The following is a 25,516-nucleotide window of genomic DNA, read 5'->3' as shown; positions in this document are numbered from 1 at the left end:
TTGGAAGTCCTTATCAGTATTTGGTAAGGATTTTTTTATTTTGATTCAAACAGAATTTAGTAGTTTTGCTTCATAACTATGTTTTATGAAAATTTTGATTATCCAACACAAGATGATAGGCGATGTATTACTCACTTCATTGCTGTGTGAAAATATCAAAAAAGCGTATCCAAATGCTGTTGTTGATTATTTAATTAACAGTAATACCTTACCTGTTTTAGAAAATAATCCTTATATCGATCACAAAATTGTTTTTGATGAGAAAGAAAATGAAGGGTTGTTAAAATTGATAACATTTTCTAAGCATCTCAATCAAAATAAATATGATATTGTGATTGATGCTTATTCTAAACTTCAAAGTTGGATAGATGTTTTTATTAATAATGCTCCCAAAAAGATTTCATATAGAAAATCAGGCAGAACCTTTTTGTATACAGATAATGTTGTGAAGCACCACAAGCCAAACAGTCATCTCGGTCTTGCAATAGAACATCGTTTATCGTTATTAAAACCTCTGGGAATTGAGAATCCCTTGGCTACGGAACCTAAATTATATTTGACAGAAAAGGAAATTCAAACAGCGAAAGAATTGTTTTGTCAACATCAAGTTGATACGTCTCGAAAAACAGTATTGATCAGTTTGCTTGGTTCTGATTCGTCTAAAACATATCCATTGAACCAGATGGCAAGAATGGTTGATTTTATCGGACAAAATTATAATGTTAATATTTTATTTAATTATTTTCCAAAGCAAATTAATCAAGCCAAAGAAGTTTATAATCAATTATCTCATGAAACTCAATCAAAAGTATATTTTGAATTATTAGGAAAAGACTTGCGTGAATTTATAGCTATTGCAAACGAATGTGAACTAATTGTCGGAAATGATGGTGGGGCAATTAATATGTCAAAAGCCGTTGGTAAAAAATCATTTATAATTTTTTCACCTTGGATTGATAAAGATGTTTGGGCGACTTTCGAAGATGGGATTAACCATGCAAGTGTTCATTTGAAAGATTATTTTCCAGACAAATTGAAAAATTTAAACAATCGTCAAATAAAAAAACGCGTTGATGAATTTTACTCATTCTTTGATTTTGAGTTGTTTAAGGATGATCTGAGAGGTTTTCTGGATAAAAATGGTTTAAATCGACAATTAAAGCATAATAATTACGTTGAGATTCAAACACAAAAAGAGTACTCTATAGAATCAATGTCTACTAAAATTTCAGCACTGCTAATTACTTTTAATGAAGAAAAAAATATACAACGTTACTTGAATGACGTTAGTTTCGCTGATGAAATAATTATAGTAGATTCTTATAGCACGGATAAAACAGAACAGTTTGCACTACAAAATCCGAAAGTTAAATTTGTAAAACGTAAGTTTGATAATTTTACGAATCAACGAAATTATGCGATTTCTTTGGCAAATAATGAATGGATCACTTTTTTTGATGCCGACGAAGGAATTTCGAACGAATTGAAAGAAGAAATTGTTTCAATAATTGATAATCAGCCTAAATTTGACGCTTATTATGTGTACCGAAAGTTTTTTTTCAAAAATAAGCACATTAAATATTCAGGTATGCAAAGTGATAAAGCAATTCGTATTTTCAGAAAATCTAAATCGAAATATAAATTAGATCGTATGGTGCATGAAATTATAGAGTGCGGAGGTGAGGTAGGAGCTTTAAAGAATAAATTAGATCATTATACATATGATAATGAACAAGAATATTTAGATAAATTGAACAGTTATTCTAAATTACGTGCTCAAGAATTACGCTTAAAAAATTTAGTTCCAACTTTTTTTCATTATAAAATAAAACCGGCATATCGATTTTTTAACTATTTTATCATACGGTTTGGTTTTTTGGATGGAGTGTCAGGTTATAAAATTGCAAAACTACATGCTATTTCTGTCGCAAATCGATACAAATATTTAGACGAAATTTATAGGAAAGAAAATCTAAATTTAGGTTAAATAAAGAAGTTTAAGATTTTATTATACATTTGTCTAAGATTATAAAATAATACAATGAAAGCATATGTTTTTCCAGGACAAGGCGCTCAATTCTCAGGAATGGGTAAGGACTTGTACGAAAATTCTGAACTAGCAAAAGAATTATTTGACAAAGCAAACGAAATCTTAGGTTTTGATATAAAATCAATTATGTTTGAAGGGTCTGCAGAAGATTTAAAACAAACTAAAGTTACTCAACCTGCAGTTTTTTTACATTCTGTCATTTTAGCGAAAACTTTATCGGATTTTAAACCGGAAATGGTTGCAGGGCATTCTTTAGGGGAAATTTCTGCTTTAGTTGCAAATGAAACCTTAGATTTCGAATCAGGATTAAAGTTAGTTTACAAACGTGCTCTAGCAATGCAAGCAGCATGTGAAGCTAATCCATCTACAATGGCTGCAATCTTAGGATTAGAAGATGAAATAGTAGAAAAAGCTTGTGAAGAAATTGACGGTGTGGTTGTTGCGGCAAATTACAATTGCCCAGGTCAATTGGTAATCTCTGGAGAAATTGAGGCTGTTAATTTAGCATGTGAGAAATTAAAGGAATTAGGAGCCAAACGAGCGTTGGTCTTACCGGTTGGAGGAGCCTTCCATTCACCATTAATGAAACCTGCTGAGGAGGAATTAGCACAAGCGATAGAGGAAACCATTTTCAATACGCCTATTTGTCCGGTTTACCAAAATGTTACAACAACAGCTATTACAGATCCTGCAGAGATAAAGAAAAACTTAATTGCTCAATTAACTGCTCCTGTAAAGTGGACACAATCTGTACAGAATATGATTGCAGACGGAGCAACTGAATTTATTGAAGTTGGACCGGGGAATACATTACAAGGATTAGTCAAAAAAATAAATAGAGAAGTGACAACTTCTTCTGCTCAAATCTAAACAGATGAAAACATACCGTTCCAATGGAAAATTATTCCTTATTGGGGAATATATTGTGATTGATGGAGCGAAAGCATTTGCATTGCCCACGAAATATGGGCAATGTTTGTTTGTAGAAGATTCATCAGAAAACACCAATTTGATTCGTTGGAAAGCGTTAAAGTGTGATGATTCAATTTGGTTTGAAACACAACTTAGTTTAGATAATTTGGACATTATTTCTTCAACAAATGATAAACTAAGTCGATCTTTACAGGGGATTTTGAAACAAGCAAAAAACTTAAACCCAAGTTTTTTCACTTCTAATAAAAGTTATTCATGCTTCACGAAGTTAGAATATCCACAAGAATGGGGGTTGGGAAGTAGTTCTACTTTGATCGATTTGATTAGTCAATGGGTTGAAGTAAATCCTTTTGAATTAAATAAACTCACCTTTAATACAAGCGGTTATGATATTGCCTGTGCACACCATAATTGTCCAATTTTGTTTTCAAATCAACCTTTGATAGAAGTTGAAGAACTGGAATTGAATTGGAATTTTAAAGATCAACTTTATTTCGTTTATTTAAATCAAAAACAAGATACGCAAGCAGTCGTCGGAAATCATTATAAAAACAAAGCTAAAGATTGGAAGATGATAAATGATTTATCCAATTTAGTTGTTGAAGCTACAAAGGTCGAATATTTATCAGATCTGGAGCATATTTTAAATGAATATCAATCACGATTAAGTCATTTTATGCAAATCTCACAACCAAAAGAATTATATTTTCCTGATTATTCAGGTGTCGTTAAAAGCCTTGGAGCTTGGGGAGGAGATTTTGTGTTGGTGACATATAGAGAAGGAATGCAAGAATATTTTAGAGGGAAAGGGTATGAAACAATTATTCCATTTTCTGAACTGATTAAATCATGCTAAAATAACATCAAAATACTAATCTGGTATTTGAATCGGGAAGAGCAGGTCTATTTCTTTGATTCAAATTAGATGAATTATTTCTTTAATTTAATCCAAGCTTTTTTACAAGGAATATTGTAAGATTTAGTTTTCAACTTCTTTAAATATAAAAGTCAAAAAATCCACTCATTTTGAGTGGATTTTTTTTATAAATAATTTATTTCAGATAAGTATCAGAATTTCTTTGAGGGCTTTTAATCCCTGGCCATTCTTGTTGTTTACCATCTCTACCGATTGGTAGAACTCGGCGATCCCGATTTACCAATTCAGCTTCTTTATCTGCCATCATGGTTAATGTGGCGGCTAATATGGCATTACTTTGTATTTCTTCAAATACAATTTTATCATATGTATCTTTATTTGTGTGCCAGGTATACGTTCCATAACCCCAGTTTAAAGAACTTAACATAAAACCTGGTACTCCGGCTGCGACAAAAGAAGCATGGTCAGATCCACCTCCTCCTGGAGATCCCGGAAAATCGGTTTTAATTTCGTTACGAATAAAAGATGGAGTAGCAGAAAGCCAACGCGTCATATACTCGTACGATTTTTCGAAACCTGAACCGTTAATGTTGACAACGCGTCCAGTACCATTGTCTAAATTGAAAACTGCCTGTGTGTTTTTTACAATCTCAGGGTGATCTTCGACAAAAGCACGAGAACCATTCAGTCCTTGTTCTTCACTTCCCCACAAGCAAATCAAAATTGTACGTTTATTATTTGGATACAGTTTCTTGATTGTACGAATAGTCTCCATCATTGCAATTGTTCCTGTACCATTGTCTGTGGCTCCTTGTGCACCGTCCCAAGAATCGAAATGAGCAGAAAGAATAATATATTCGTTTGGTTTTTCTTTTCCTTTAATTTCTCCAATAATGTTAAATGTCTTAGTTGTACCATTATGCTTCGATTGAGCATTCACCGTTAATTTAGGCGCTGTTCCGTTTTCTGCTAAGCGATACAACATTCCATAATCTTCGTTAGAAATATCTAACATTGGAATTGTTTTTGTTTTTGCTCCAAAAATTCTATTAGCCCCCATAATTCCTGTCCAATAAGAAATGGCTACAGCTGCTGCTCCGTTTTTTTCTAAAATCTCTGGAAGGGTATTGTTATTATAGCCTGTGACTTGAATAGAATTTGACCAAGCTTCTGCTTCAGCCTTTCTATTTTCAGTGACTTTTTTGTATAAAGCATCAGAACCAAATTCTTTATATTGATAGTCTGAACGTCCATAAGATTGGTTTTGAGACATCAAAACAACTTTTCCTTTTACACTTGGTAACCATGCTTCAAATTCTGCTTTTGTTTTGAAAACTGGCATTGCAATGACATCTGCATTTACAGCTTTTTTTGTTGCCGGTGACCATGCCAATTGAGTTGCTTCGATAGATTTTGCTCTTGGGTAAGTCATGTCAACGTGAGTTAAACCACGTTCCCAAGCTTTCCAGGTACCATAATCTTCACGACGAGCATCAATTCCCCAAGCTTTTAATGTTTTAATTGCCCATTCTCCAGCCTGATCCATTTGAGGAGAACCAACTAAACGAGGTCCAATTCCGTCCAATAATTCGTGAGAAATTTTCTTTAACTGAGAATTGTTTTGAATTTCATTTACAAAACTTTGTACAGTTGGATCTAGTTTCTCTTGTACTTGCGCATGCACTGCTACCGATGATAAAACTAAAGTAGAGTAGGTTAATGTGTTAATCAATTTCATAATTAATCTAATTTCGTGTGATAAATTTTACAAATTGGGTCTAAAATAGGCTATTTTCAGAAATAAAAAAAGACATCACCTGATGTCTTGAGATTATTTATGTTTTTTTTGAAAATATAATATTGTTTTTTTACTGTTTATCATCCTGATAAATCGATTGCTTTGTAAAGCAGATACATATAAGTACGATAAGATATTTCATGAAAAAATCCTCAATTCCGAAGAATCGAGGATAACCAACCAACTAAAATTAACTATATCTATGAAATTTGTATACTACGTTTTTCTTTTGGCAAAGCTTCTTCTTTTTTAGGTAACGATAATTTTAAAATGCCGTCTACATAAGAAGCTTCTATTTTATCTTCATCAATTGTTTCAGGTAAAGTAAATGCTCGTTTGAAACTTGTAAAGTTGAATTCTCTTCTCGAAAATTTTTCTTCTTTTATATTTTCAGTTTGCTTTATTTCTGATGAAACTTTTAAAATGTTTTCCTCAATTTCAATTTCAAAATCTTCTTTTTTTAAACCTGGAGCAGCGAATAAAATTTCGAAACTATCTTCGTTTTCCTTGATGTTAACTGCAGGGAACTGATTTTGAGAGTTTACAAATGTTTCAAATTTTGGACGCATTGCATTTTCATACCCAAAAGGAAAATAATTTGCGCTGTTTTTTCTAACTGTATTCATGTCTTGTATGTTTAAATTTTTGAATTTATTGTTCATGCTTAGTCTTTTTCAAATTGTGTGCAAATTTAAACAACAAGACAAAATGACCTATTTTGAATTAAATTCATGTCAAAAAGTCTGAATTATTCAAGTAAAGTGTACAAAAAAAACTGAAAAGTTATCTTTTCAGGTTTTTAAATTTATTTTGAGAATCTAAAAAATCTATTTTAATTGAAGATATCATCTAAAACTTTCGCTAAACGAACTCCTCCTTTTAACAATTGATCTTCTACGATATGTTTATTATCAAAATGATAACGATAACCTAATTTATCGTCCATTTTTACACCTGCATACACTTTATTGGCGATAGTATAGGAACCATAAATCCAATCGGCATATGTCCCTTCTTTCATAGTATTCTGTTGTTCTTTTGTAGCAATATCCAATAAATTTGAATACTCTGTATATGAATAGTTTTCGTAGTCAACCAGTTTAGAATCCCATACAGTATGAATATTTACTTTATCACGAAACCATTCGACTTTAATACGGTTTCCTCCTAAATCATCCGGACGTCCTACGTGAAGTGGCTGATGCGCATCACCAAGAATATGAATTAAGAAGTATAAATCGTGTTGTTTTTGCTCGATTGTAAGGTTTTTATTGTTTTTTAATTCATTCATTAAAAACAATCCTTTTTTGTACATGTTATCCTCTGAAGTTTGCTCTAATGCAATATCAAATTGCTGACGATTTAAATCTCCAGGAATGTTAACATAATGGTAAGAATCTGCATGTTTCCAAGAATCATCAGATTTAATGAAATCCGGCCAGTTTGCCCAATACGCCAACTTTTGTGGGCCAATAATTTTTGTGATTTCTTTACGAGTTTTCTTGCTAATGTGTTGTTCTGCAATTTGAGAAACTACTCGGTGGCCTGTTAATCCCCAAGCTAAAGCATTTTCTGAAGCTAAAAATGCACCTAAAAGCATTGCACTTCCTATAATTTTTTTCATTGTGTGAGCTCGATTTTTTGCAAAGATAAACAAAGTTAATTGTTGATGAATATGATTAATACGATTAAAAAAAAGGTTGATTATATTTTATAGGAAACATTTCTAAATCAAAAGAATTATTGGAATTTGTGCAAAAAATTAGAGGCAAATTTTCTAACGTCATTAAACACCAAGTAAAATTCTCAGGAAAGAGAAATGAATTAGAATCGAATTTTGAGCTTTTCTGAAAATCAAGATATTTTGATATTGAAATATTAATTTTCGTTGTTTTTATAATCTTTTATCCAAGAGAATTGATTCATTTAATGGCTTTAATTATCTCATAAATTTAATAAAAATAGCCTTTTAAAAGCTCATTTTTTTAAGATTTAAAAATAATCTTAAAAAACTTTTAAAAAATATTAATTCAACAAACCACGATAAATAGACCGATTGTTGTGTTTTATTTATAATACTAAAAATAATTCAGTACTTTGTTTTGCATAATACTAAAATATTTATATATATTTGTATAACAAAATAAAACAAGCCGTTCTTATGAATATAGAGAAAACAAAAGTTCAGATGCGAAAAGGTGTACTGGAATATTGTATTCTCAGCATTATCAAAAAAGGAGATGCATATGCATCTGATATCATAGACGAATTGAAAAAAGCAGAGATGATTGTTGTTGAAGGAACATTATATCCGCTTTTGACAAGACTAAAAAATGATGACCTTTTACAGTATCGCTGGGAAGAATCAACGTCGGGACCACCTCGCAAATATTATGCACTTACAGAGTTAGGTGAAAATTTTTTAAATGAATTAGCTGAAACTTGGGAACAGTTAATCGAAGCCGTGAATAAAGTAACCACAGAAACGCACAAAAATGGATAAAACAGTATCGATAAGTATAGGAGGATTTTCTTTCGTGTTAGACGAAATCGCCTATAATAAATTAAAGACCTATTTACAAGATGTAAAAACTTCGTTGAGAGGTACAGAAGGTGTAGAAGATATTATTGAAGATGTAGAAATCCGTATTTCTGAATTGTTCCGTGAACGATTAAAATTCAGAGAAGTTGTCAACGAAGATGATATTAATTTTGTAATTGCAACAATGGGACATCCAGATCAATACAAAGTTGAAGAGGATGAGGAGAACGAAAAAACATCTACAAATTCATCGTACAATTATTCGTCAAATAATCAATCCTATGGAGGACAACAAACAAGTGCGAAACGTTTGTACCGTGATCCGGATGATACAATTGTAACAGGATTATCTGCTGGTTTAGCACATTATATGGGTGTTGATCCTTGGTTTGTACGCTCTATTTGGTTAGTTCTGGGAGTTTTAGGGATTTTCACAGCAGGCGTATCGTTTTTGTTAGTGGTGTTCTGTTATTTTATCTTGTTAATTTTTGTTCCGAAAGCAAAAACAACATCGGAAAAATTACAAATGTATGGACAACCAGCGAATATTGATACGTTAAAAAAAAACGTAGAACAAGCCAGTGAAGCTGTTGTAAGTGGAAGCAAAGAATTAAGTAATAAACTAGGAGGAGCCTTTGGTGTTTTTGGTCGAATTTTACTGTGGTTCATTGGATTTATCATTCTAAGTACAGGAGTTGGTCTAATCATTGGAGGATTCTTTTTCTTCTTTACAACCTGGACCGAAATGCCCACAGAATTATTCGGTTACCTTGTAGAAGAGGAATGGATGAGTATGGCAGCTAAAATATTTGGAGGAATTTTAATGGTAATTCCAGGTGTTTTATTGACAATTTTAGGGGTGAAATGTTTTTGGAATAGAGTAAAAGTTAGTAAAGCTGTAATATTTGGAGCAATTGCTCTTTGGTTTGTTGCTTTATTTGCAATCATTGGAATTTCGGTGAGTACAGCTAGTAAATTTAGAAACTCAGTTGAAATGACGCAAGAAAAAAGTTATGTTATTCCTTCTGATACATTACAAGTTTATTTTAGAGAAAATAATGAAGGAAACTTGAAGTTCAAAACCTTTAACGATTTAGATCAATTAATTGATGCTGATGGAAACTTAATTATTCCAATTGATGATATTTTTGAGATTGAAGAAAGTACAGACGAAAAACTTCATGTTCAAGTAACTTATTCTTCTAAAGGTGGTAGCAAAGAAGAAGCAAAACGTAATTTAGAAGCAATTAGGTATAATTATGAATTAAACGGGAATAAACTTTATTTAGATGAATTTATTAAAATTCCTAAAGATGGTAAATTTAGAAATCAAACTGTTGATATTAAATTATATATTCCTAAGAACAAATTAATTCACACAAATAACACTGATCGAATGACAATTATTAATAATGATAACGACCGTGATTATTTATATGATTTGAAGAATAAATTTATTGGATATAATGGAAAAAAATTCGTATGTTTGAATTGTCAAAAAGATTCAGAGGATGATATCAATCTTGATTCTGAGAATCTAAACATAAATGTTAATGACGGAAACGACTCAGCGAGAGTTCGAATTGATAAAAATGGTATTCGAGTTCAAAGTAAAGATGGTTCTATAGGAATAAATTTACCAAAAACAGAAAACAAAAAAGCAAAATCAAACCAAGAAATACACTATAAAGATGATACAGATTCTATTAACATTAACTACAGAAATCATTCAAATAATCGTTGATTTCTTTGCATAGACTTAAGAAGTATTTTAATTAATCATATTCAAAAGAGACGTTTCATTTCGGAACGTCTCTTTTTATTTTTGGTTACATTTATAAATATCCGTGTTGAGTTTTGTATGTTTGCAAATGCATAAAGCATCATTGTATGAAAAAAAAAATAGGGAAACTTTTGTATTCATTAGGAGGTTGGAAATTAGATAACCATCTCGATTTATCAAAAGTAGATAAATGCGTTTTAGTTTGCGCTCCACATACTTCTAATTGGGATTTTTACTATACTATTTTGGCTTTTTGGCAAATGGGAATTCCGATGAAAATGTTCATCAAAGATGCTTGGACAAAACCTTGGTACGGGTATTTTATCAAGAAAATGGGTGGAATCGGAATTGATCGCTCTCAACGACATAATATGGTTGATTTTGCTTCAGATATTTTGAAAAAATCAGATAAATTATATTTAATCAATACGCCGGAAGGAACGCGTTCTCGTGCAGAAAAATGGAAAAATGGATTTTTCTATATAGCACAAAAAGCAGATGTTCCGATTGTTTTGGCTTATTGTGATTTCAAGAAAAAACGAGCTGGAATTTCAAAAATTGTGGATACAGAAAACAGAACTTTAGAAGATGTAATGGATGAAATTCAAGATTTTTACAAAGATGTTACGGCAAAACATCCAGCACTTTATAACCCAAAAATACATTAAATCATGAATGAACAAGATATTTTACAGAAGTTTAACGATATGTCGAAAAATACATTACTTGAAACTTTAGATATAGAATTTACGGCAGTTGGAGAAGATTTTTTATCAGGAAAAATGCCTGTTACGTCCAAAGTTCATCAGCCTTTTGGTTTGTTGCATGGCGGCGCTTCTATCGTTTTGGCAGAAACCTTAGGGAGTACGCTTTCGAATATAATTCTTCAGTCAGATGACTTTGTGGCCGTAGGACAACATGTTGATGCAAATCATCTTCGTCCAAAGTCAGAAGGAACGATTTTTGGTCATGCAACAATCGTGAAACAAGGTCGAACTTCGCATTTAATTAAGATTGAAATCAAAGATGAAAACGATAAATTAATTTGTTACACACATTTGACAAACGCTATTATTCCTAAGAAACATGCTTAAACATTTTCAAGAAAAACTTGAAAGATTAATTCAGAATCAACAAGCTTTTGTTCTTTTTCGTAAACCCAGTTCAACTCAAATTGAATTATGGGAAAACAAAAAAAATAAATCAGTGAATACGTTTATTTGCAATAGTTTTGATAATTCAAGATTAATTGAATTTAATGATGATGAGGTACTAGAAATTTCGGTTGAAGACTTACCGTATTTTGAACTTTTATTGCCGGAATCAAAGTCTGATGAAGCGATTTCCTATGAAAATTATACCGCTTTAATACACAAAACAGTCGATGAGTTGCGAAGTAATTCGCCAACTAAGAAAATTGTCATTAGCCGGATCAATACGCTTGAAAAGACAAGAATAAATTTAGCGGAGACCTTTAAAAATTTGCATCAGCATTATCCCAATGCGTATGTATATCTGCGTTATGATGCGAAAGAAGGATGTTGGATCGGAGCATCTCCTGAACTATTGTTAAAAGAAAAGAATCAATTCATTCAAACCGTTTCTTTAGCAGGAACCAAAGCGAAAGAAGATACTTGGACCGAGAAAGAATATCACGAACAACAGGTTGTAACAGATTATATAACATCAACATTAAAACCTTATACTTCTTACATAGATGTTGACGGGCCTTTTTCAGTTAATGCAGGTTTCTTTGAACATTTAAAATCATTTATTTCCGCTCAAATTAAAGATAAATCGAAACTTTATAATTTATTGAAAGCTCTGCATCCTACACCAGCGGTAGGTGGAATGCCTAAAGATTTATCCAAAGATTTTATTCTTCAAAATGAAGGATACGATCGAACTTTTTATGCCGGATTTATGGGATATCAAAATGAAACGGAATCAGAGTATTTTGTGAACCTTCGTTGTGCTAAAATATTTTCGAATAAAGTGAATTTATATGTTGGAGGCGGAATTATGCCTGATTCTATTGCTGAAAATGAATGGCGAGAAACTGAATTGAAATCGAAAACAATAGGAGAATTATTAATTGACTCAAACGAAAAAACATAATTCGTCTGTTTTATAAGTGTTGATGGAGATAAAAAACACTTAAACATAGTATTAGGTAAAGTAAGACTTTTATCAGATGGGTAGATAAATTTTGATTTTGATTAAAATTCGATAATTTATTAGAAAAGCAGTATTTTCGAAGTGTTAAAATGGTAAAATAAAAAAGATATAGAATGACAACAATAAATTGGCAAACAGTAAAAGAATACGAAGATATTACGTTCAAAAAGTGTGATGGTGTAATGCGTATCGCTTTTAATCGTCCTGAAGTTCGCAATGCGTTTCGCCCAAAAACAGTTTTCGAATTATTAGATGCTTTCCAATTAGCTGAAGAGGATCGTGAAGTTGGAGTGATTTTATTGACAGGAGAAGGACCATCGCCTAAAGATGGCGGTTGGGCGTTTTGTTCAGGCGGAGACCAACGTGTTCGTGGAACCAAAGGTTACGAAGGACAAGATGGAATAGGACGGTTGAATATTTTAGAAGTTCAGCGATTAATTCGTTTTTCTACAAAAGTTGTGGTAGCTGTAGTGAATGGTTGGGCAGTAGGAGGAGGACACTCTTTGCATGTTGTTTGTGACATGACATTGGCGTCTAAAGAACATGCTATTTTCAAACAAACAGATGCCGACGTAGCTTCTTTTGACGGAGGATATGGTTCGGCTTATTTAGCAAAACAAGTGGGACAAAAACGCGCACGCGAAATTTTCTTCTTAGGATTGAATTATTCAGCACAAGAAGCTTACGACATGGGAATGGTGAATTTAGTTGTTCCTCATGAAGAATTAGAACAGGTGGCATTTGATTGGGCGCAAGAAATTTTAACAAAATCGCCAACGGCTATCAAAATGTTGAAATATGCTTTCAACTTAGTAGATGATGGTTTGGTAGGGCAACAAATATTTGCAGGAGAAACAACGCGTTTTGCTTATGGAACGGAAGAAGCTGTAGAAGGCCGTAATGCCTTCTTAGAAAAACGTAAACGCGATTTTTCAAGGTTTAGATAAGACAAAAATAAAGAATGGATGGAGCACAACAATTAAAACTAATTGTTTTATATCTTATTTTTATAGTAGGATTTATACTATTATATCCGAAAGGAAATAAAAGAGAACGAATAGCACTACTGATATGTTTAGTTATAGTGATTATAGTTTCACTTCTCTATTCTTTTAACTAAAAAAATAGAGATATTATCAGTGACAATTACTTTCCCTGTAACGGTAGAATTATTTGGACATTCGGTTTTAGCGCATCCGATTCTCGAATCGATTGGAATTTTTATTGCGATGCGCTATTATATGTTTCTGAAAAAAAGAAGCACATCAAATTTAACAATGATTCAATCGTTCAGTATAATTATTGGAGCATTGATTGGAGCGCTTTTAGGTTCTAAAATTATTGGAACATTGGAACATCCCCAAGCGCTTTTTGAAGTTAAAAATCCATTGATCTATTTCTGGATGAGCAATACAATTGTTGGGGGATTAACCTTTGGTCTAATCGGAGTTGAATTAACAAAAAAACTGATTGACCACAGAGAGAGTACCGGCGATTTAATGGTTTTCCCATTAATGCTCGCCATGATTATCGGACGAATTGGCTGTTTCTTGACGGGAGTTTACGAACAAACGTATGGAGTAGAAACGAGTTCTTTTTTAGGAATGGATTTGGGTGATGGATTATATCGACATCCGGTTGCATTGTACGAAATTGTTTACCTTATTATACTTTGGACAGTATTAAGAATAATACAAAAAAAATATATTTATCCATCAGGTTCTATTTTTCAACTTTTTATGCTTGCGTATTTTTCATTCAGATTTTTATTGGATTTTATCAAACCAATACATCCGCTTTTTTTAGAATTAAGTTCTATTCAATTAACCTGTATTTGTATTGTAATTTATTATATCTTTAAGATCAATCAATCAAAATACAAAACTATAAATCATGAATAATTTAGCTGTAATATTTGCCGAAGGAGGTTTAGGTAATGATTTTATTTATGTGGTAATATTTATTTTAGCAGCTTTTGCCATGGGATTTGGATTGTTTAGTGTAATCATTGCTTATGCAGTGAACTCATTTAACAACGAAAAACGATCAGCTAAATATTATTGGTCAATATTTGCAATTTGTGCAGTTTCATCTCTTCTTGTTTCCGGACTTGTTTGCGGATCGATGTAAAACTTTGTGAATGTTAGCATTTATTTTTTCACAAAATTTTATAACAACAGAAGGATTAATTCTTTTTTTACTTTTTGTTGCTTTAATAGGCGCAAGTCTTATTACTCTTATTAGTTTACTTTATCAATCAATTCAGAAAAAAATCAATCTACAACGATTAACCATCTTATTTTTTGGTTTATTTATGGGGTTATTCTCTTTATCAATAGCTTTAATCTTTCTCATTTTTGGAGGATTTTAAACACTAAACTTTTACTATGCCCATTAGAAATTATACCTATTACGATTATACAATTAGTCTTTGCCCGGAATGTTTGAAACGTGTTGGAGCAAAAATAATCATTGAAGATGAAAATATTTTCATGACAAAAAGATGTCCCGATCATGGATTTTTCAAGACGAAAATAGCGTCGGATGTTGACTACTATAAAAACATTAGAAACTACAATAAAGCGTCGGAAATGCCCTTGCATTTCGGTACTGATGTTGAATATGGCTGTCCTTATGATTGTGGTTTGTGTGTAGATCACGAACAACATTCGTGTTTATCTATTGTCGAGGTGACAGATCGGTGCAATTTAACGTGTCCAACTTGTTATGCCATGTCGTCGCCTCATTATGGTTCTCACCGGAGTTTAGAGCAGATTGAAGCAATGTTTGATGTGATTGTAAAGAATGAAGGCGAACCGGATGTTGTTCAGATTAGTGGTGGCGAACCAACAATTCATCCACAGTTTTTCGAAATAATGGATATTGCCAAATCAAAACCGATTAAACATTTGATGTTAAATACGAACGGAATTAGAATTGCGAATGATCCTGGTTTTGCTGAAAAACTAGCAACTTATGCACCTGAATTTGAGGTTTATCTGCAGTTCGATTCTTTTAAAAAAGAAGTTTTAGAAGATTTTAGAGGAAAAGATTTGACAGATATCCGAATGAAAGCTTTAGAAAAACTGAATGAATTAAACCTTTCAACGACTTTAGTTGTCGTCTTGCAAAAGGATAAAAATACGGATGAAATTGGAAAAATTATCGATTTTGCTTTAAAACAAAAATGTGTACGTGGAGTTACTTTTCAACCTGTAGAAATTGCAGGTCGAAACAGAGAAGACTCTATTCATGAAAAAATTACCTTAACGGAAGTTCGTCAAGAGATTCTGAATCAGTATTCTCTTTTCAATGAAAATGATATTATTCCCGTTCCATGTAACCCGGATGCTTTGGCAATGGGATATATGTTAAAGTTAAATGATGAGGTAATTCCGTTAACACGCTATATAAATCCTGCCGATTTATTGAATAACGAATCAAAAAATACAATTGTTTACGAACAAGATGAAGAATTGAAAGTTCAGTTGTTGGATATTTTTAGCACAGGAATTTCTGTGGATAAAGTACAACCAAAAGTGAATCAGTTGCTTTGCTGTTTACCGGAAGTTTGTGCGCCTGAATTGGATTTGGATTATGATAATTTGTTTCGAATAATTATTATGAATTTTATGGACGCACATGATTTTGATGTTCGAGCAGTTAAAAAATCGTGTGTGCATATTGTCAACAAAGAGTTGAAATTGATTCCCTTTGAGACCATGAATTTATTTTATCGTGATGATAAAGCTCAATATTTAGAGCAATTGAGGAAAGAGGATAAAGTTTTGTTTTAAATTTGAAGTTTTAAAGAAATGACAAACTGCTTATTTTTTGGTGATAGTATTACCTATGGAGAATACGATGGAATTTTAGGAGGTTATGTGGATATTTTAAAACGTTATTGCCATGCCGAATTTTATCAAAACAATACAAATGAAATCAATTGTTTTAATCTTGGAATAGGAGGAGAAACAACAGAAGGATTAATAAAACGATTTGAAATTGAAGTGCAAGCCCGGTATTCACCGGATGAAAATTTGATTTTCTTTTTGTATGGAGCAAATGACTTGGCTGAGAAAAATAATGTAGAGTTGGTTTCGTTATCTGATTTTGAAGCGAATCTTTCTCAAATGATTTCTCATGCAAAAGAATTTACAAAGCATGTTTATTTGATTAGTATTTTACCAATTTCTAAAACTGTTGATGGAATAAACGTTCCTGAACGTAAATTTCGTACTACTCAAAAAATTGAATTGTATAATCAAAAATTAAAAGAATTGGCTGCTCAAAATGATATTGAATTTATAGATATTTTCTCAAGTTTTAATGCCAATAAAGAAGTTTTTCTCTCAAAAGACGGTGTTCATCCAAATGAAAAAGGGTATGATTTTATCGCAACTCAGATTAAACCTATTCTTGAGAAGTATTTGTAAAAAAAGCACCTCATTTAAGGTGCTTTTTAGGATTTATTTTTTCATAAATTTAGCCGAAGAATTACCTATTTTGTAAATGTAGTTTCCATTAGATAAATCTTGAACATCTATAGAAATTTTATTCTCATAAGGATTAAACTCTTTTTTTAGAATCAATCTTCCTGATATATCATAAATTTCTACATTGTTTATGCCGTTTTTAGGATTAACAATAGTTAAAGTAGATTGTGCAGGATTAGGAAAAGCTTGTAAGTTAGAGTTTGTTTTAACTTCTTCTATTGATAAAGATGAGGTTGGTAAAACATAAACTTCTTGATAATTCTCTGTAAAATTGCTTGTCGTAAAATCAACAATTAATTTGTTCTTGTTTGATTTTTTATCATAATATACTGATTGAATAAAGTTTGAGTAATTTGGATGAAAATCTTTTAATACTTTACCATTTTCATCTATAATTAAAGTTTTATATTGTTGATTATTTCTGATTTCTACAACAAATTCGTAATTATCATCAGAGTTAAAGATCTGTTTCGAAACTGAATACCAAGTATCAGTTGTATTATAAATAAATCTTAATGAATAATCAGCAGGCATATCCACATTAATAATCTTTTTTATTGAATAATCAGCATTATACAAGACAAGCTTATTATCTTTTGTTGAAGAAATATATGCAATATCATTATTGTTGGAAATTGCAGTAACTTTTTCGTTATTAGAAAATGTTTTTTCTAAATTAATCTGACTAAATAATAAAGATGAAGCTAATAATGCACCAGAGAATAAAATTTTTTTCATAGAAAAGTTGTTTATAATTCGTACGAAGATATTAATTAAATAATATTTAAGGGTAAAGTAATATTAGTTTTAGAATTGAAAATTTCTATTACGATTAAGTTAAGGGTATACAAATATTATACAAATAACTTCTTGCTCGAGAGAATAAAATAAGAGAGTGACAGAGGTAAAAAAAGGTTTAATTCCAATAGATAAATAATATAAATAATATTTCCAATTGAAAAGTTGATCTATTTTATAACGAATTTAAATAAATATAACTTTAAATAGTCGATATGATTTTATCTTTACTCATTATAAATAACTCATTTCTATTTTGTAACTTTGTGTTTGAAAGTTTATAGTAATTTATTTCAAAACAAATTAGTATTAATTAAACGAAATTTTCTTCGGGGCAAGGTGTAATTCCTTACCGGCGGTTATAGTCCGCGACTCCTTTAACTCTTGTTATTGGACTGATTTGGTGAAAATCCAAAACCGACAGTTACAGTCTGGATGAGAGAAGAAAATTGAACATAATCATGTCGTACTGAACAAAGTTGAGTATCGCACCTTTTGTGGTGTGATGCTTTATGAGTTTCGGAGGACGATTTTTTATGTTTCGCCCTGAAGTGATGTTTCATGATCAAACAAAAAAAATCAAATGAAAACAATCACACAATTTGGTAAGAATGCCAATGAAAGAATTGCAAATGCAATCAAAGAACTTCAAAACGGAAAAGGAATTTTATTAATTGATGATGAAAACCGAGAAAACGAAGGTGATATCATTTTTCCTGCTTCCACAATTACATCACCGGATATGGCTTTATTGATTCGTGAATGCAGCGGAATTGTCTGCTTGTGTCTAACACCAGAAAAAGCAAACCAATTGGAACTGAATCCGATGGTCGAAAATAACAATTCACGTTTTCATACAGCATTTACAGTTACAATAGAAGCAAAAGAAGGTGTCACGACTGGTGTTTCTGCAGCAGATCGTGTTCAAACGATTAAAACGGCGGTTCATGCTTTCGCAAAACCATCAGATCTTAATCGTCCCGGACATATTTTTCCATTAATAGGGCGTCCAAAAGGCGTAATAGAGCGTCGCGGACATACAGAAGGAAGTATCGATATTGTGAGATTAGCAGGTTTGGGTAATGAAGCTGTCTTATGCGAGTTGACAAATCCTGATGGCACAATGGCAAAAGTTCCTCAAATTATAGATTTTGCTGAAAAACATGAAATGACAGTTTTAACGATTGAGGATATCTATGAATATCGTGTTCAATTGGAAAAACAAAAAGAATTGGAATTAGCTTAAATCAGAATGTAAAATCAGGCTGTAAACTTTCAAAAATCTTCAGGTAGAAATGCTTGAAGATTTTTTTATTAGAAAACAAAAAAGTGAGCATTTTCAGCTCACCTTTTGTTTACATCGATTAGTTTTTAGTGATAAATTATTTTTTGATTAATTTTTTAGTGATTGATTGACCGTTAATATTCAATTTAACAATATAAACACCTTTTGGTAAAGACGAAACATCGATAGAATGATCCGGGTTTAATTGGAAAGTTATTTTTCTTCCATGCAAATCGTATAATTCAACCGAATTCAAGTTATCAGCTTTTACGAAAACTTTATCAGATGCAGGATTTGGGTAAAGTTGTAAATGATTTGTAAGCGAGTAATCTGTAAGCGCAAGATTTTCTTCTTTAGAAGCATCAGAGTACGTATTAGAAGCATCAATAGATTTTACACTCCAGTAAACATTTGCAGGCGCATTCTCTAATTCTAAGAACCAAGAAGGAGTAGTGACAATGTATTTTGCAATATCTTGTGCACCAGTTGTTGTTCCTACTTTAATTTCGTATCGTAATGCCTCAGTTGGGGTTTTATCATCACTTGCACCATTCCAAGAAAAATTAAATCTGTTTTCTTTTTTCTCTAAATGAAGTTCAGTAGGTGCAAGAGGTTTTTTATTTTCCTCTGTTGCGATGTTTTTAAATAATTTTGTTAGAGATGGCATACCTTCATGACTCCAATCGAATCCAGACATTAATACATCTAGGTGGTTGTCATTATCATAGTCAAAAAGAACTATATTTCCTTGGCTTCCAAGATTAAACAATCCTGTATCTTCTGCTTTTGTAAAAGTATGAGTAGAAGGATTATAAAGAAAAATTTTAACCCATCCGTTAAAATCTTCATCATTTCCGATTACTATAAAATCATAATAACCATCATTATTTAAATCTCCGGTTTGAACACTAGATCCTGAAAGACCTTCATTTTCGATAATTTCTGTGGTAAAATTTCCTTTCCCGTCATTCCACAAGATAGTTAAATATTCATTGAAATTTTCATCAACTCCGGAAGCGACCAAATCCAAAAATCCGTCAGCATTGAAATCTGCATAAGCCATTTTTCCGTCGCTCATTGCAGGTAAATCCTGAGAAAACTCCAATTGACCATTGTTGTTTAAATAGACTTTAAAAGTAGGTGTCATATCAGCGTCAAATCCAAAAACAACTGCATCAAGAAGATGATCGTTATTCAAATCTAGTACCTTGAAGTTTCCATTTTGAGTTCCAGGCAACCACGCATTTTTTATATCGAAACCATTTCCATTGTTTTTATACAAATCTAGTTCGAAAGTAAATCCTTTCCCTTTTACATATTGTGTTCCCTTCAAGGCAAAGTCTTGTTTTCCATCATTATTGAAGTCAAAAACATCTAAAGAGCCATAAATCTTTCCAGGTGTATTGTCAATCAATTCGAAACCGCTTCCTGTATTCCTGAATTTGTATTGTTGATAATTAACAATATCATTATAACTTAGCCCCGTAGATATAATATCTAACAAACCGTCATTGTCAAAATCAATAAATTTTATATCCCCTAGGTGAGTAGAATTCATTCCTAAATCTCCGTAAACCGAATAAACTCCATTTGTATTTTTGTAAATTTCATTGTGGGTAACATCAACATTTCCATCTTTATCAGAATCAATTGCCCCATTATAGACAATATCTAAAAGACCATCTCCGTCAAAATCTGCAACATCGCTGGAAGAGTAGTAATAATCAGCCATGGGAGTTTCTATTTCTTTGAAATTTTGAGCATTTAATGCCAATGGTAATAGTGCTAATAAAAAGGTAAATTTTTTCATATCTTATATTATTTTTATTTAGTCTAAATTAAATAATATATCAAACCTGACAAATTTTTTTACAGCTTTAGAACATAATATTTATCAGGTATAAAAGCTAGAAAAATAAAGAAGAGTTCAAGAAAACTAAGAAAGAAATTTGTTTGTTAATTTTTTTAAATATTCTGATAGGAATGCTGATTGTTTTTGTACGCATTCAAAAATTTATTATCTAAAATCAAGATGATTTGATAAAAATCAATGTACATTTAAACCTTAAAAATTCAATTTAGAAAATGACGACAGAGGAGAAAATTCCGTCCGTTTGGAAAAATAAAGAATTTATTCCATTCATCTTTTTAAGATTTTCATTAATCTTTGCTTTATTTATTCAGAGTACTTCAGTAGCCTACGAAATTTTTAAAGTGACACAGAAAGAAATTTTTCTGGGATTAATAGGTTTAGCAGAATTTTTTCCGATTCTTTTGACAGCCTTTTATGCGGGGCAGTTGGTTGATAAATTAGATAAACGAATGATTTTGATAAGAAGTATCGGTAGTCTGATGACGGCTTCTTTTGTTTTGATGATTGTCAATTTCCCTTCCGTTAGAGAGGCGATTGGAATACCTGTTTATTTAGGCGTTTGTTATTTTGCCTTTTTTATATTGGGATTAACACGATCTTTCAGTGGACCAGCTTTATTCGCACTTCTGGCATTAGTTGTTCGTAAAGAAAATTATACAAAAGCAATTCCGATTTCTTCTTCTGCCTTTATGATTGGTTCAGTTTTAGGGCCTTTAGCAGGAGGAGTAATTTTAGCGAAATTTGGGATAGAAGCAGCTCTAATAACAGCTTTTACAATCATGTGTATTTCAATGATCATGATTTTTATGATTTCGAAAAAACCGGCAGAGGCTTCTGAATCAGAGTCTACCGAATCGCCTATGACACGTATCAAAGAGGGGTTGAAATTTATTTGGGGAACACCGATTATTTTAGCTGTTTTGAGTTTGGATATGTTTGCGGTTTTCTTTGGTGGAGCAGAATCTTTGTTACCTGCTTTTGTAGAAAAAGTATTGAATCAAGGATCCGAAGCATTTGGCTTGCTACGTTCGGCACATGGCATAGGATCATTAATTATGATGTTTTTCTTATCCATGATTCCTAGTTTATTAAAAGGGAATGTTGGTCCAAAATTATTGGGTGCTGTTGCCATGTTTGGAGTTTGCATTATTTCGTTTGGATTGAGCCGAAATCTATATATATGTTTCGCAATTTTACTGTTCGGAGGTGCTTTTGATGCCATTTCGATGGTCATTCGTCAAAGTATATTACAAATTAAAACACCTGAGAATTTAAAAGGGCGTGTTTCTTCTGTCAATTCAATATTTGTGAGTTCTTCTAATGAATTAGGAGCATTAGAAAGTGGAATTGCTGCTACATTTTTGGGATTAGTTCCGGGGATTGTTTTTGGAGGATCAATGACTATTTTAACTGTAATATTAATTGCATTATTTATCAAGCAGATCAGGCAGGTTGAGTTAAAATAAATAAAAAAAATCTCAGTTATTTAACTGAGATTTTTTTATACTTACGTTTTTTGTTTCGCCAAATAAGAAAGCCTGTTATTGGTAAACTAGCTACAATTAATGAAGAAGTAAAAGCCAATAGTTTTCCAAGCAATCCTAAAATTTGCCCTGTATGAATATCATACATAGCGTTAGAGAACTTTTTACCATTCGATAAATCTTTGTCCATTAATTGAGAAACTTGAAATTCTTCGGAATCAAATTGATATTCATCAACACTATAATACCGTAAACTTTTGTGGTAAGCTCTAATCGCCAACGGATTTTTGTCAGGAACAGGAAGATAAATCCAATGCATTGCAGCAGTTGGGCTATTCTTTAAACTATATTGATATGCTTTATCGACACTTGAAAAATTATTTTCTAAAATTTCGGTAGGATGATAAACATATCCTTTTTCTTCATTCAGATAAGACTTTCCTAAATTCACAATTTGTGAATACGAGTTTCTAACTGGTTTGAAACTAAACGCTAATCCTGATAAAGCAACGATTATGGCTATAGAGAATGCATAAAAACCTAAAACATTGTGTAAGTCGTAATTGACACGCTTCCACTTTGCACTCCATTTTATTGTCAGTGCATTTTTGGTTTGTTTTTTCTTCTTTGGCCACCATAAAATCAAACCACTTATTATAATAATGATGAAAATTATTGTCGAAAATCCAATAATATTTTTACCAATTTCTCCTAGTAAAAGATTCATGTGAATGTATTGAATGACCAAAAAGAAATCTTGTTTCATATTTTCCTGATGCAGGATTTGGCCAGAGTAAGGATTAACATATATAAAATATGATTCCTTCTTGTCATCTTTTGTCATCACAACAGTCGAGCGGTTTTTATCCATATACATCACACGCAAAACCTGATGTTTAGGATTTTTCTTTTGAACGTTTTGAATGATTTGACTAGGTTGTATAAATGATTGATGGCTTACCTCAATTTTTCTATAGCTAAACAAAGCATCTTTCAATTCATCTTGAAAACAAAAAATGGCACCTGTAATAGCTACAATGAAGATGATTATCCCGGTAAACAATCCTAGCCACTTGTGAAGAAAGATGAAAAATTTTTTCATGAATTAAAATTAATTTAGAACAAATAAAAATTATATTTGCAGCAAATATAGAATTTTTAAAAATACACCATGAAAAAAAATATAATCTGCTTAGCAATTTTACTTGGAACAGCTTCGCTGTCTTCAGCCCAAACGAATGACAGCATAAGTACAGATTTAAATGATGTAGTCGTTGTAGCTTCAAGAAAACCGACTAAAATATCTGACTTAGCAGGAACTGTTTGGATCATTAATCAAGAACAAATTGCACAACAGGCCAAAAATGGAGTACCTCTGAAAGAGGCCTTATCCATTATGATTCCAGGTATGGATGTTGGATCGCAGGGACGTTCCAATTATGGACAGAATATGCGCGGACGTTCAATGTTAGTTATGATTGACGGTGTTTCATTGAATAGTATCCGAAATATCAGCCGTCAGTTAGATGCAATAGATCCTTTCAACATAGAAAGAGTTGAGGTTTTGTCTGGTGCAAGTTCAATTTACGGAGGGAATGCTACTGGAGGGATCATTAATATTGTGACGAAGAAAGCTCAGAAGAATGGAATCAGCGGAGAAACCGAACTTGGTTTACGAACAGGTTTTGCAGGAAAAGATGATCATGATTGGCGTGCAGCACAATCTCTGGGGTATAAAAATGATAAATTTACGGGAAGATTAGCCGTTGCTTTTCAACAAAATGGAGGAGCTTATGATGCAGATGGTGATCAGATTTTTGCAGATATATCACAGTTAGATCTTCAATACAATCAGTCGATAGATGTTTTAGCAACAGCGGGTTATAAATTTAATTCGAAACATCAACTGAATGGATCTGTGCAATATTACCGCTCAAAATATAGTGGAGACAGAAGTTTATATTTAGGTGAAAATATTAGTGTATTAACTAAAGGAGATGCTTCTGTTTTAGAGATGAGAGACGGTTTTGACACTGATAAAAATCCTGGAACAGAACGTATCATGGGAACATTAAGCTATAACGGAACAAATATTTTAGGAGGACAAGATGTGTATGTTCAACTTGCTTCTCGTGTCGAAAAATTAGGATTTTACCCTTTTCCGGGAAGTTTGACATTACCTTCCGGTACTAGTCCATATATGTCCGCTTCTCAACAAGATACCTACTATTCGGGATTAAAAGCTGTTTTAGTAAAAGATTGGGGGAGATTTAAATTGACATACGGAGCTGATATTGATTTCGAAAAATTTGAAGGTCAGCAAAATGTCTTTGATTCTCAAAAATCATTATCTAGTGGAGGAATGATTAATAAAACCGTTTTAACAATTGATCGTTATCCTACAAATCGTTCCACTAGTTTTGCAGGGTATGCACAAGCAGAATATGACATTTTACCTCAATTGAAAGTTTCAGGAGGAATTCGTTATCAGGATATTTCAATTAAGTTAGATGATTTCGTTGGTTCTACACAACAGCTGCAAATTGCCAATGGTTATGGAAAGACGGCAGATTATATTCCCGGAGGGAAAAGTAGTTATAACATGACCATGCTGAATGCAGGATTGTTGTATAAAATCAATGCATCCAATCAAGTATGGACAACTTACTCTCAAGGAGTTTCTTTAGCAGATCCGTCTAAATTTTATGGATATGGAAATTATAAATTTAATTCTGCTACAAATAATTGGGATTTAAGTTCAAGTGTAAATGTAAAAGACTCTCCTCTTTCTGGTGTTAAAACAGGGCAATTTGAATTGGGATATCGATTCAAAACTGCGAATGGATTTAAAGGACAATTATCAGGATTTATTAGTAATTCAGATAAAAACATTGCTTTGAAAAGAGATGGGTTGAATCTTTGGGTAGAAGTCATTGATCAAAAGCTGAGAAATATGGGAGTTGAAGCTGAGGTTTCATATGCTACCGGAGGATTTTATATTGGGGCGAATACATTGTTAATCAAATCAGAAGTTGAAAAGGAGGGGAGTTGGAAGAAGCAAGATGTTTCAACTTCAGGACCTTCTAAACTTACCGCTTATGCAGGTTATGGTTTTGATAATTGGAACTTTAGATTTCAGACTTTGCAAAGCTTCAACTACACAGATGGTTTAGAGAATGTGATTGAAAGTTACACGACTTCGGACTTGATGGTGGCTTACAAATTGCCTTTTGGAAAAATTAATTTAGGGGTACAAAATATTTTTAATACCGATTATCAAACAATTTGGAGTGCGAAATCTCAAGTGTTATACAGTGCGTATAAAGTTCCTGAATTGTTTTACTATGCTGGACGTGGAAGAACATTCAACTTGAATTTTACCTATACTTTTTAAAATATAAAGCGAATCATTTGATTCG

23 protein-coding genes and 1 riboswitch are annotated in these 25,516 nt (G+C 32.0%); of the genes, 17 read left to right on the top strand and 6 right to left on the bottom strand.

What is annotated here, in order from left to right:
* Positions 1-85: 85 nt before the first annotated feature.
* The 3 genes from H277_RS20530 to H277_RS0114445 are packed head-to-tail and all read left to right on the top strand — an operon-like array spanning position 86 to position 3,839.
* Positions 86-1,987 (top strand): glycosyltransferase, encoded by a 1,902-nt coding sequence (locus H277_RS20530; RefSeq protein WP_019976330.1) that lies wholly within the window; start codon positions 86-88, stop codon positions 1,985-1,987.
* Between the two features lie 54 nt (positions 1,988-2,041).
* Positions 2,042-2,920: an ACP S-malonyltransferase gene (gene fabD / locus H277_RS0114450; RefSeq protein ID WP_019976329.1), complete on the top strand. Its 879-nt coding sequence runs from the start codon at positions 2,042-2,044 to the stop codon at positions 2,918-2,920.
* A gap of 4 nt (positions 2,921-2,924) precedes the next feature.
* A complete protein-coding gene (locus H277_RS0114445; protein WP_019976328.1) occupies positions 2,925-3,839 on the top strand; it encodes a GYDIA family GHMP kinase in 915 nt (304 codons plus the stop codon).
* Between the two features lie 196 nt (positions 3,840-4,035).
* On the opposite strand, the gene H277_RS0114440 is transcribed toward H277_RS0114445, so the two are convergent.
* The 3 genes from H277_RS0114440 to H277_RS0114430 form a co-directional block, all read right to left on the bottom strand.
* Complete coding sequence (locus H277_RS0114440; RefSeq protein ID WP_019976327.1) at positions 4,036-5,598, bottom strand: M20/M25/M40 family metallo-hydrolase; 1,563 nt, start codon at positions 5,596-5,598, stop codon at positions 4,036-4,038.
* A gap of 260 nt (positions 5,599-5,858) precedes the next feature.
* A complete protein-coding gene (locus H277_RS0114435) occupies positions 5,859-6,284 on the bottom strand; it encodes an Hsp20/alpha crystallin family protein (RefSeq protein WP_026357627.1) in 426 nt (141 codons plus the stop codon).
* Positions 6,285-6,490: 206 nt separating this feature from the next.
* Positions 6,491-7,282: a S1/P1 nuclease gene (locus H277_RS0114430; protein ID WP_019976325.1), complete on the bottom strand. Its 792-nt coding sequence runs from the start codon at positions 7,280-7,282 to the stop codon at positions 6,491-6,493.
* A gap of 537 nt (positions 7,283-7,819) precedes the next feature.
* On the opposite strand from H277_RS0114430, the gene H277_RS0114425 reads away from it, so the two are divergent.
* The 11 genes from H277_RS0114425 to H277_RS0114370 all read left to right on the top strand — a co-directional run bounded on the left by H277_RS0114425 (position 7,820) and on the right by H277_RS0114370 (position 16,597).
* Positions 7,820-8,161, top strand: a complete 342-nt coding sequence (locus tag H277_RS0114425; RefSeq protein ID WP_019976324.1) for a PadR family transcriptional regulator — start codon at positions 7,820-7,822, stop codon at positions 8,159-8,161.
* On the top strand, positions 8,154-9,944 hold the full coding sequence (locus tag H277_RS0114420; RefSeq protein WP_019976323.1) for a PspC domain-containing protein: 1,791 nt from the start codon (positions 8,154-8,156) through the stop codon (positions 9,942-9,944). Before H277_RS0114425 ends, H277_RS0114420 begins: the two co-directional genes overlap by 8 nt.
* Positions 9,945-10,090: 146 nt before the next feature.
* Positions 10,091-10,651, top strand: a complete 561-nt coding sequence (locus H277_RS0114415; protein WP_019976322.1) for a 1-acyl-sn-glycerol-3-phosphate acyltransferase — start codon at positions 10,091-10,093, stop codon at positions 10,649-10,651.
* 3 nt (positions 10,652-10,654) lie between these two features.
* Positions 10,655-11,077 (top strand): PaaI family thioesterase, encoded by a 423-nt coding sequence (locus tag H277_RS0114410; protein WP_019976321.1) that lies wholly within the window; start codon positions 10,655-10,657, stop codon positions 11,075-11,077.
* On the top strand, positions 11,070-12,101 hold the full coding sequence (locus tag H277_RS19195) for an isochorismate synthase (RefSeq protein ID WP_019976320.1): 1,032 nt from the start codon (positions 11,070-11,072) through the stop codon (positions 12,099-12,101). The genes H277_RS0114410 and H277_RS19195 overlap by 8 nt, the downstream gene beginning before the upstream one ends.
* 173 nt (positions 12,102-12,274) lie before the next feature.
* Positions 12,275-13,108: a 1,4-dihydroxy-2-naphthoyl-CoA synthase gene (locus tag H277_RS0114400; RefSeq protein ID WP_019976319.1), complete on the top strand. Its 834-nt coding sequence runs from the start codon at positions 12,275-12,277 to the stop codon at positions 13,106-13,108.
* Between the two features lie 192 nt (positions 13,109-13,300).
* Complete coding sequence (locus tag H277_RS0114390; RefSeq protein ID WP_019976317.1) at positions 13,301-14,062, top strand: prolipoprotein diacylglyceryl transferase; 762 nt, start codon at positions 13,301-13,303, stop codon at positions 14,060-14,062.
* A complete protein-coding gene (locus tag H277_RS0114385) occupies positions 14,055-14,291 on the top strand; it encodes a hypothetical protein (RefSeq protein ID WP_019976316.1) in 237 nt (78 codons plus the stop codon). The genes H277_RS0114390 and H277_RS0114385 overlap by 8 nt, the downstream gene beginning before the upstream one ends.
* A 10-nt stretch (positions 14,292-14,301) precedes the next feature.
* A complete protein-coding gene (locus H277_RS0114380) occupies positions 14,302-14,532 on the top strand; it encodes a hypothetical protein (protein ID WP_019976315.1) in 231 nt (76 codons plus the stop codon).
* Between the two features lie 16 nt (positions 14,533-14,548).
* A complete protein-coding gene (locus tag H277_RS0114375) occupies positions 14,549-15,958 on the top strand; it encodes a radical SAM protein (protein WP_019976314.1) in 1,410 nt (469 codons plus the stop codon).
* A gap of 18 nt (positions 15,959-15,976) precedes the next feature.
* On the top strand, positions 15,977-16,597 hold the full coding sequence (locus H277_RS0114370; RefSeq protein WP_019976313.1) for an SGNH/GDSL hydrolase family protein: 621 nt from the start codon (positions 15,977-15,979) through the stop codon (positions 16,595-16,597).
* A 33-nt stretch (positions 16,598-16,630) separates the two neighbouring features.
* On the opposite strand, the gene H277_RS0114365 is transcribed toward H277_RS0114370, so the two are convergent.
* Positions 16,631-17,395, bottom strand: a complete 765-nt coding sequence (locus H277_RS0114365; RefSeq protein WP_019976312.1) for a T9SS type A sorting domain-containing protein — start codon at positions 17,393-17,395, stop codon at positions 16,631-16,633.
* Between the two features lie 381 nt (positions 17,396-17,776).
* A riboswitch (FMN riboswitch) is annotated at positions 17,777-17,906 on the top strand.
* 132 nt (positions 17,907-18,038) lie between these two features.
* Between H277_RS0114365 and ribB the strand changes: the two genes are divergently transcribed.
* The gene (gene ribB / locus H277_RS0114360) at positions 18,039-18,701 is read left to right on the top strand and encodes a 3,4-dihydroxy-2-butanone-4-phosphate synthase (protein ID WP_019976311.1); all 663 of its coding nucleotides are present in this window, start codon (positions 18,039-18,041) and stop codon (positions 18,699-18,701) included.
* 136 nt (positions 18,702-18,837) lie between these two features.
* On the opposite strand, the gene H277_RS0114355 is transcribed toward ribB, so the two are convergent.
* Positions 18,838-20,550 (bottom strand): T9SS type A sorting domain-containing protein, encoded by a 1,713-nt coding sequence (locus H277_RS0114355; protein ID WP_019976310.1) that lies wholly within the window; start codon positions 20,548-20,550, stop codon positions 18,838-18,840.
* 275 nt (positions 20,551-20,825) lie between these two features.
* On the opposite strand from H277_RS0114355, the gene H277_RS0114350 reads away from it, so the two are divergent.
* On the top strand, positions 20,826-22,079 hold the full coding sequence (locus tag H277_RS0114350) for an MFS transporter (protein WP_019976309.1): 1,254 nt from the start codon (positions 20,826-20,828) through the stop codon (positions 22,077-22,079).
* A gap of 16 nt (positions 22,080-22,095) precedes the next feature.
* Here H277_RS0114350 and H277_RS0114345 read toward each other — a convergent pair whose 3' ends face one another.
* On the bottom strand, positions 22,096-23,199 hold the full coding sequence (locus tag H277_RS0114345) for a PepSY-associated TM helix domain-containing protein (RefSeq protein ID WP_019976308.1): 1,104 nt from the start codon (positions 23,197-23,199) through the stop codon (positions 22,096-22,098).
* Positions 23,200-23,268: 69 nt separating this feature from the next.
* Between H277_RS0114345 and H277_RS0114340 the strand changes: the two genes are divergently transcribed.
* Entirely contained in the window at positions 23,269-25,491 is a 2,223-nt protein-coding gene (locus H277_RS0114340) for a TonB-dependent receptor (RefSeq protein ID WP_019976307.1), read from the top strand.
* The last annotated feature ends 25 nt before the right edge of the window (positions 25,492-25,516 follow it).

The sequence above is a fragment of the Empedobacter brevis NBRC 14943 = ATCC 43319 genome (assembly GCF_000382425.1).
Taxonomy (GTDB): Bacteria; Bacteroidota; Bacteroidia; order Flavobacteriales; family Weeksellaceae; genus Empedobacter; species Empedobacter brevis.
Note: the sequence above shows the minus strand (reverse complement) of the source record. Positions and strands in the feature narration are given on the sequence as shown.

Excerpts from the sequence above, each read along its gene's own strand:
- H277_RS20530 (WP_019976330.1), top strand. The coding sequence starts at position 86 with ATGAAAATTTTGATTATCCAACACAAGATGATAGGCGATGTATTACTC.
- fabD (WP_019976329.1), top strand. The coding sequence starts at position 2,042 with ATGAAAGCATATGTTTTTCCAGGACAAGGCGCTCAATTCTCAGGAATG.
- H277_RS0114445 (WP_019976328.1), top strand. The coding sequence starts at position 2,925 with ATGAAAACATACCGTTCCAATGGAAAATTATTCCTTATTGGGGAATAT.
- H277_RS0114440 (WP_019976327.1), bottom strand. The coding sequence starts at position 5,598 with ATGAAATTGATTAACACATTAACCTACTCTACTTTAGTTTTATCATCG.
- H277_RS0114435 (WP_026357627.1), bottom strand. The coding sequence starts at position 6,284 with ATGAATACAGTTAGAAAAAACAGCGCAAATTATTTTCCTTTTGGGTAT.
- H277_RS0114430 (WP_019976325.1), bottom strand. The coding sequence starts at position 7,282 with ATGAAAAAAATTATAGGAAGTGCAATGCTTTTAGGTGCATTTTTAGCT.
- H277_RS0114425 (WP_019976324.1), top strand. The coding sequence starts at position 7,820 with ATGAATATAGAGAAAACAAAAGTTCAGATGCGAAAAGGTGTACTGGAA.
- H277_RS0114420 (WP_019976323.1), top strand. The coding sequence starts at position 8,154 with ATGGATAAAACAGTATCGATAAGTATAGGAGGATTTTCTTTCGTGTTA.
- H277_RS0114415 (WP_019976322.1), top strand. The coding sequence starts at position 10,091 with ATGAAAAAAAAAATAGGGAAACTTTTGTATTCATTAGGAGGTTGGAAA.
- H277_RS0114410 (WP_019976321.1), top strand. The coding sequence starts at position 10,655 with ATGAATGAACAAGATATTTTACAGAAGTTTAACGATATGTCGAAAAAT.
- H277_RS19195 (WP_019976320.1), top strand. The coding sequence starts at position 11,070 with ATGCTTAAACATTTTCAAGAAAAACTTGAAAGATTAATTCAGAATCAA.
- H277_RS0114400 (WP_019976319.1), top strand. The coding sequence starts at position 12,275 with ATGACAACAATAAATTGGCAAACAGTAAAAGAATACGAAGATATTACG.
- H277_RS0114385 (WP_019976316.1), top strand. The coding sequence starts at position 14,055 with ATGAATAATTTAGCTGTAATATTTGCCGAAGGAGGTTTAGGTAATGAT.
- H277_RS0114380 (WP_019976315.1), top strand. The coding sequence starts at position 14,302 with ATGTTAGCATTTATTTTTTCACAAAATTTTATAACAACAGAAGGATTA.
- H277_RS0114375 (WP_019976314.1), top strand. The coding sequence starts at position 14,549 with ATGCCCATTAGAAATTATACCTATTACGATTATACAATTAGTCTTTGC.
- H277_RS0114370 (WP_019976313.1), top strand. The coding sequence starts at position 15,977 with ATGACAAACTGCTTATTTTTTGGTGATAGTATTACCTATGGAGAATAC.
- H277_RS0114365 (WP_019976312.1), bottom strand. The coding sequence starts at position 17,395 with ATGAAAAAAATTTTATTCTCTGGTGCATTATTAGCTTCATCTTTATTA.
- ribB (WP_019976311.1), top strand. The coding sequence starts at position 18,039 with ATGAAAACAATCACACAATTTGGTAAGAATGCCAATGAAAGAATTGCA.
- H277_RS0114355 (WP_019976310.1), bottom strand. The coding sequence starts at position 20,550 with ATGAAAAAATTTACCTTTTTATTAGCACTATTACCATTGGCATTAAAT.
- H277_RS0114350 (WP_019976309.1), top strand. The coding sequence starts at position 20,826 with ATGACGACAGAGGAGAAAATTCCGTCCGTTTGGAAAAATAAAGAATTT.
- H277_RS0114345 (WP_019976308.1), bottom strand. The coding sequence starts at position 23,199 with ATGAAAAAATTTTTCATCTTTCTTCACAAGTGGCTAGGATTGTTTACC.
- H277_RS0114340 (WP_019976307.1), top strand. The coding sequence starts at position 23,269 with ATGAAAAAAAATATAATCTGCTTAGCAATTTTACTTGGAACAGCTTCG.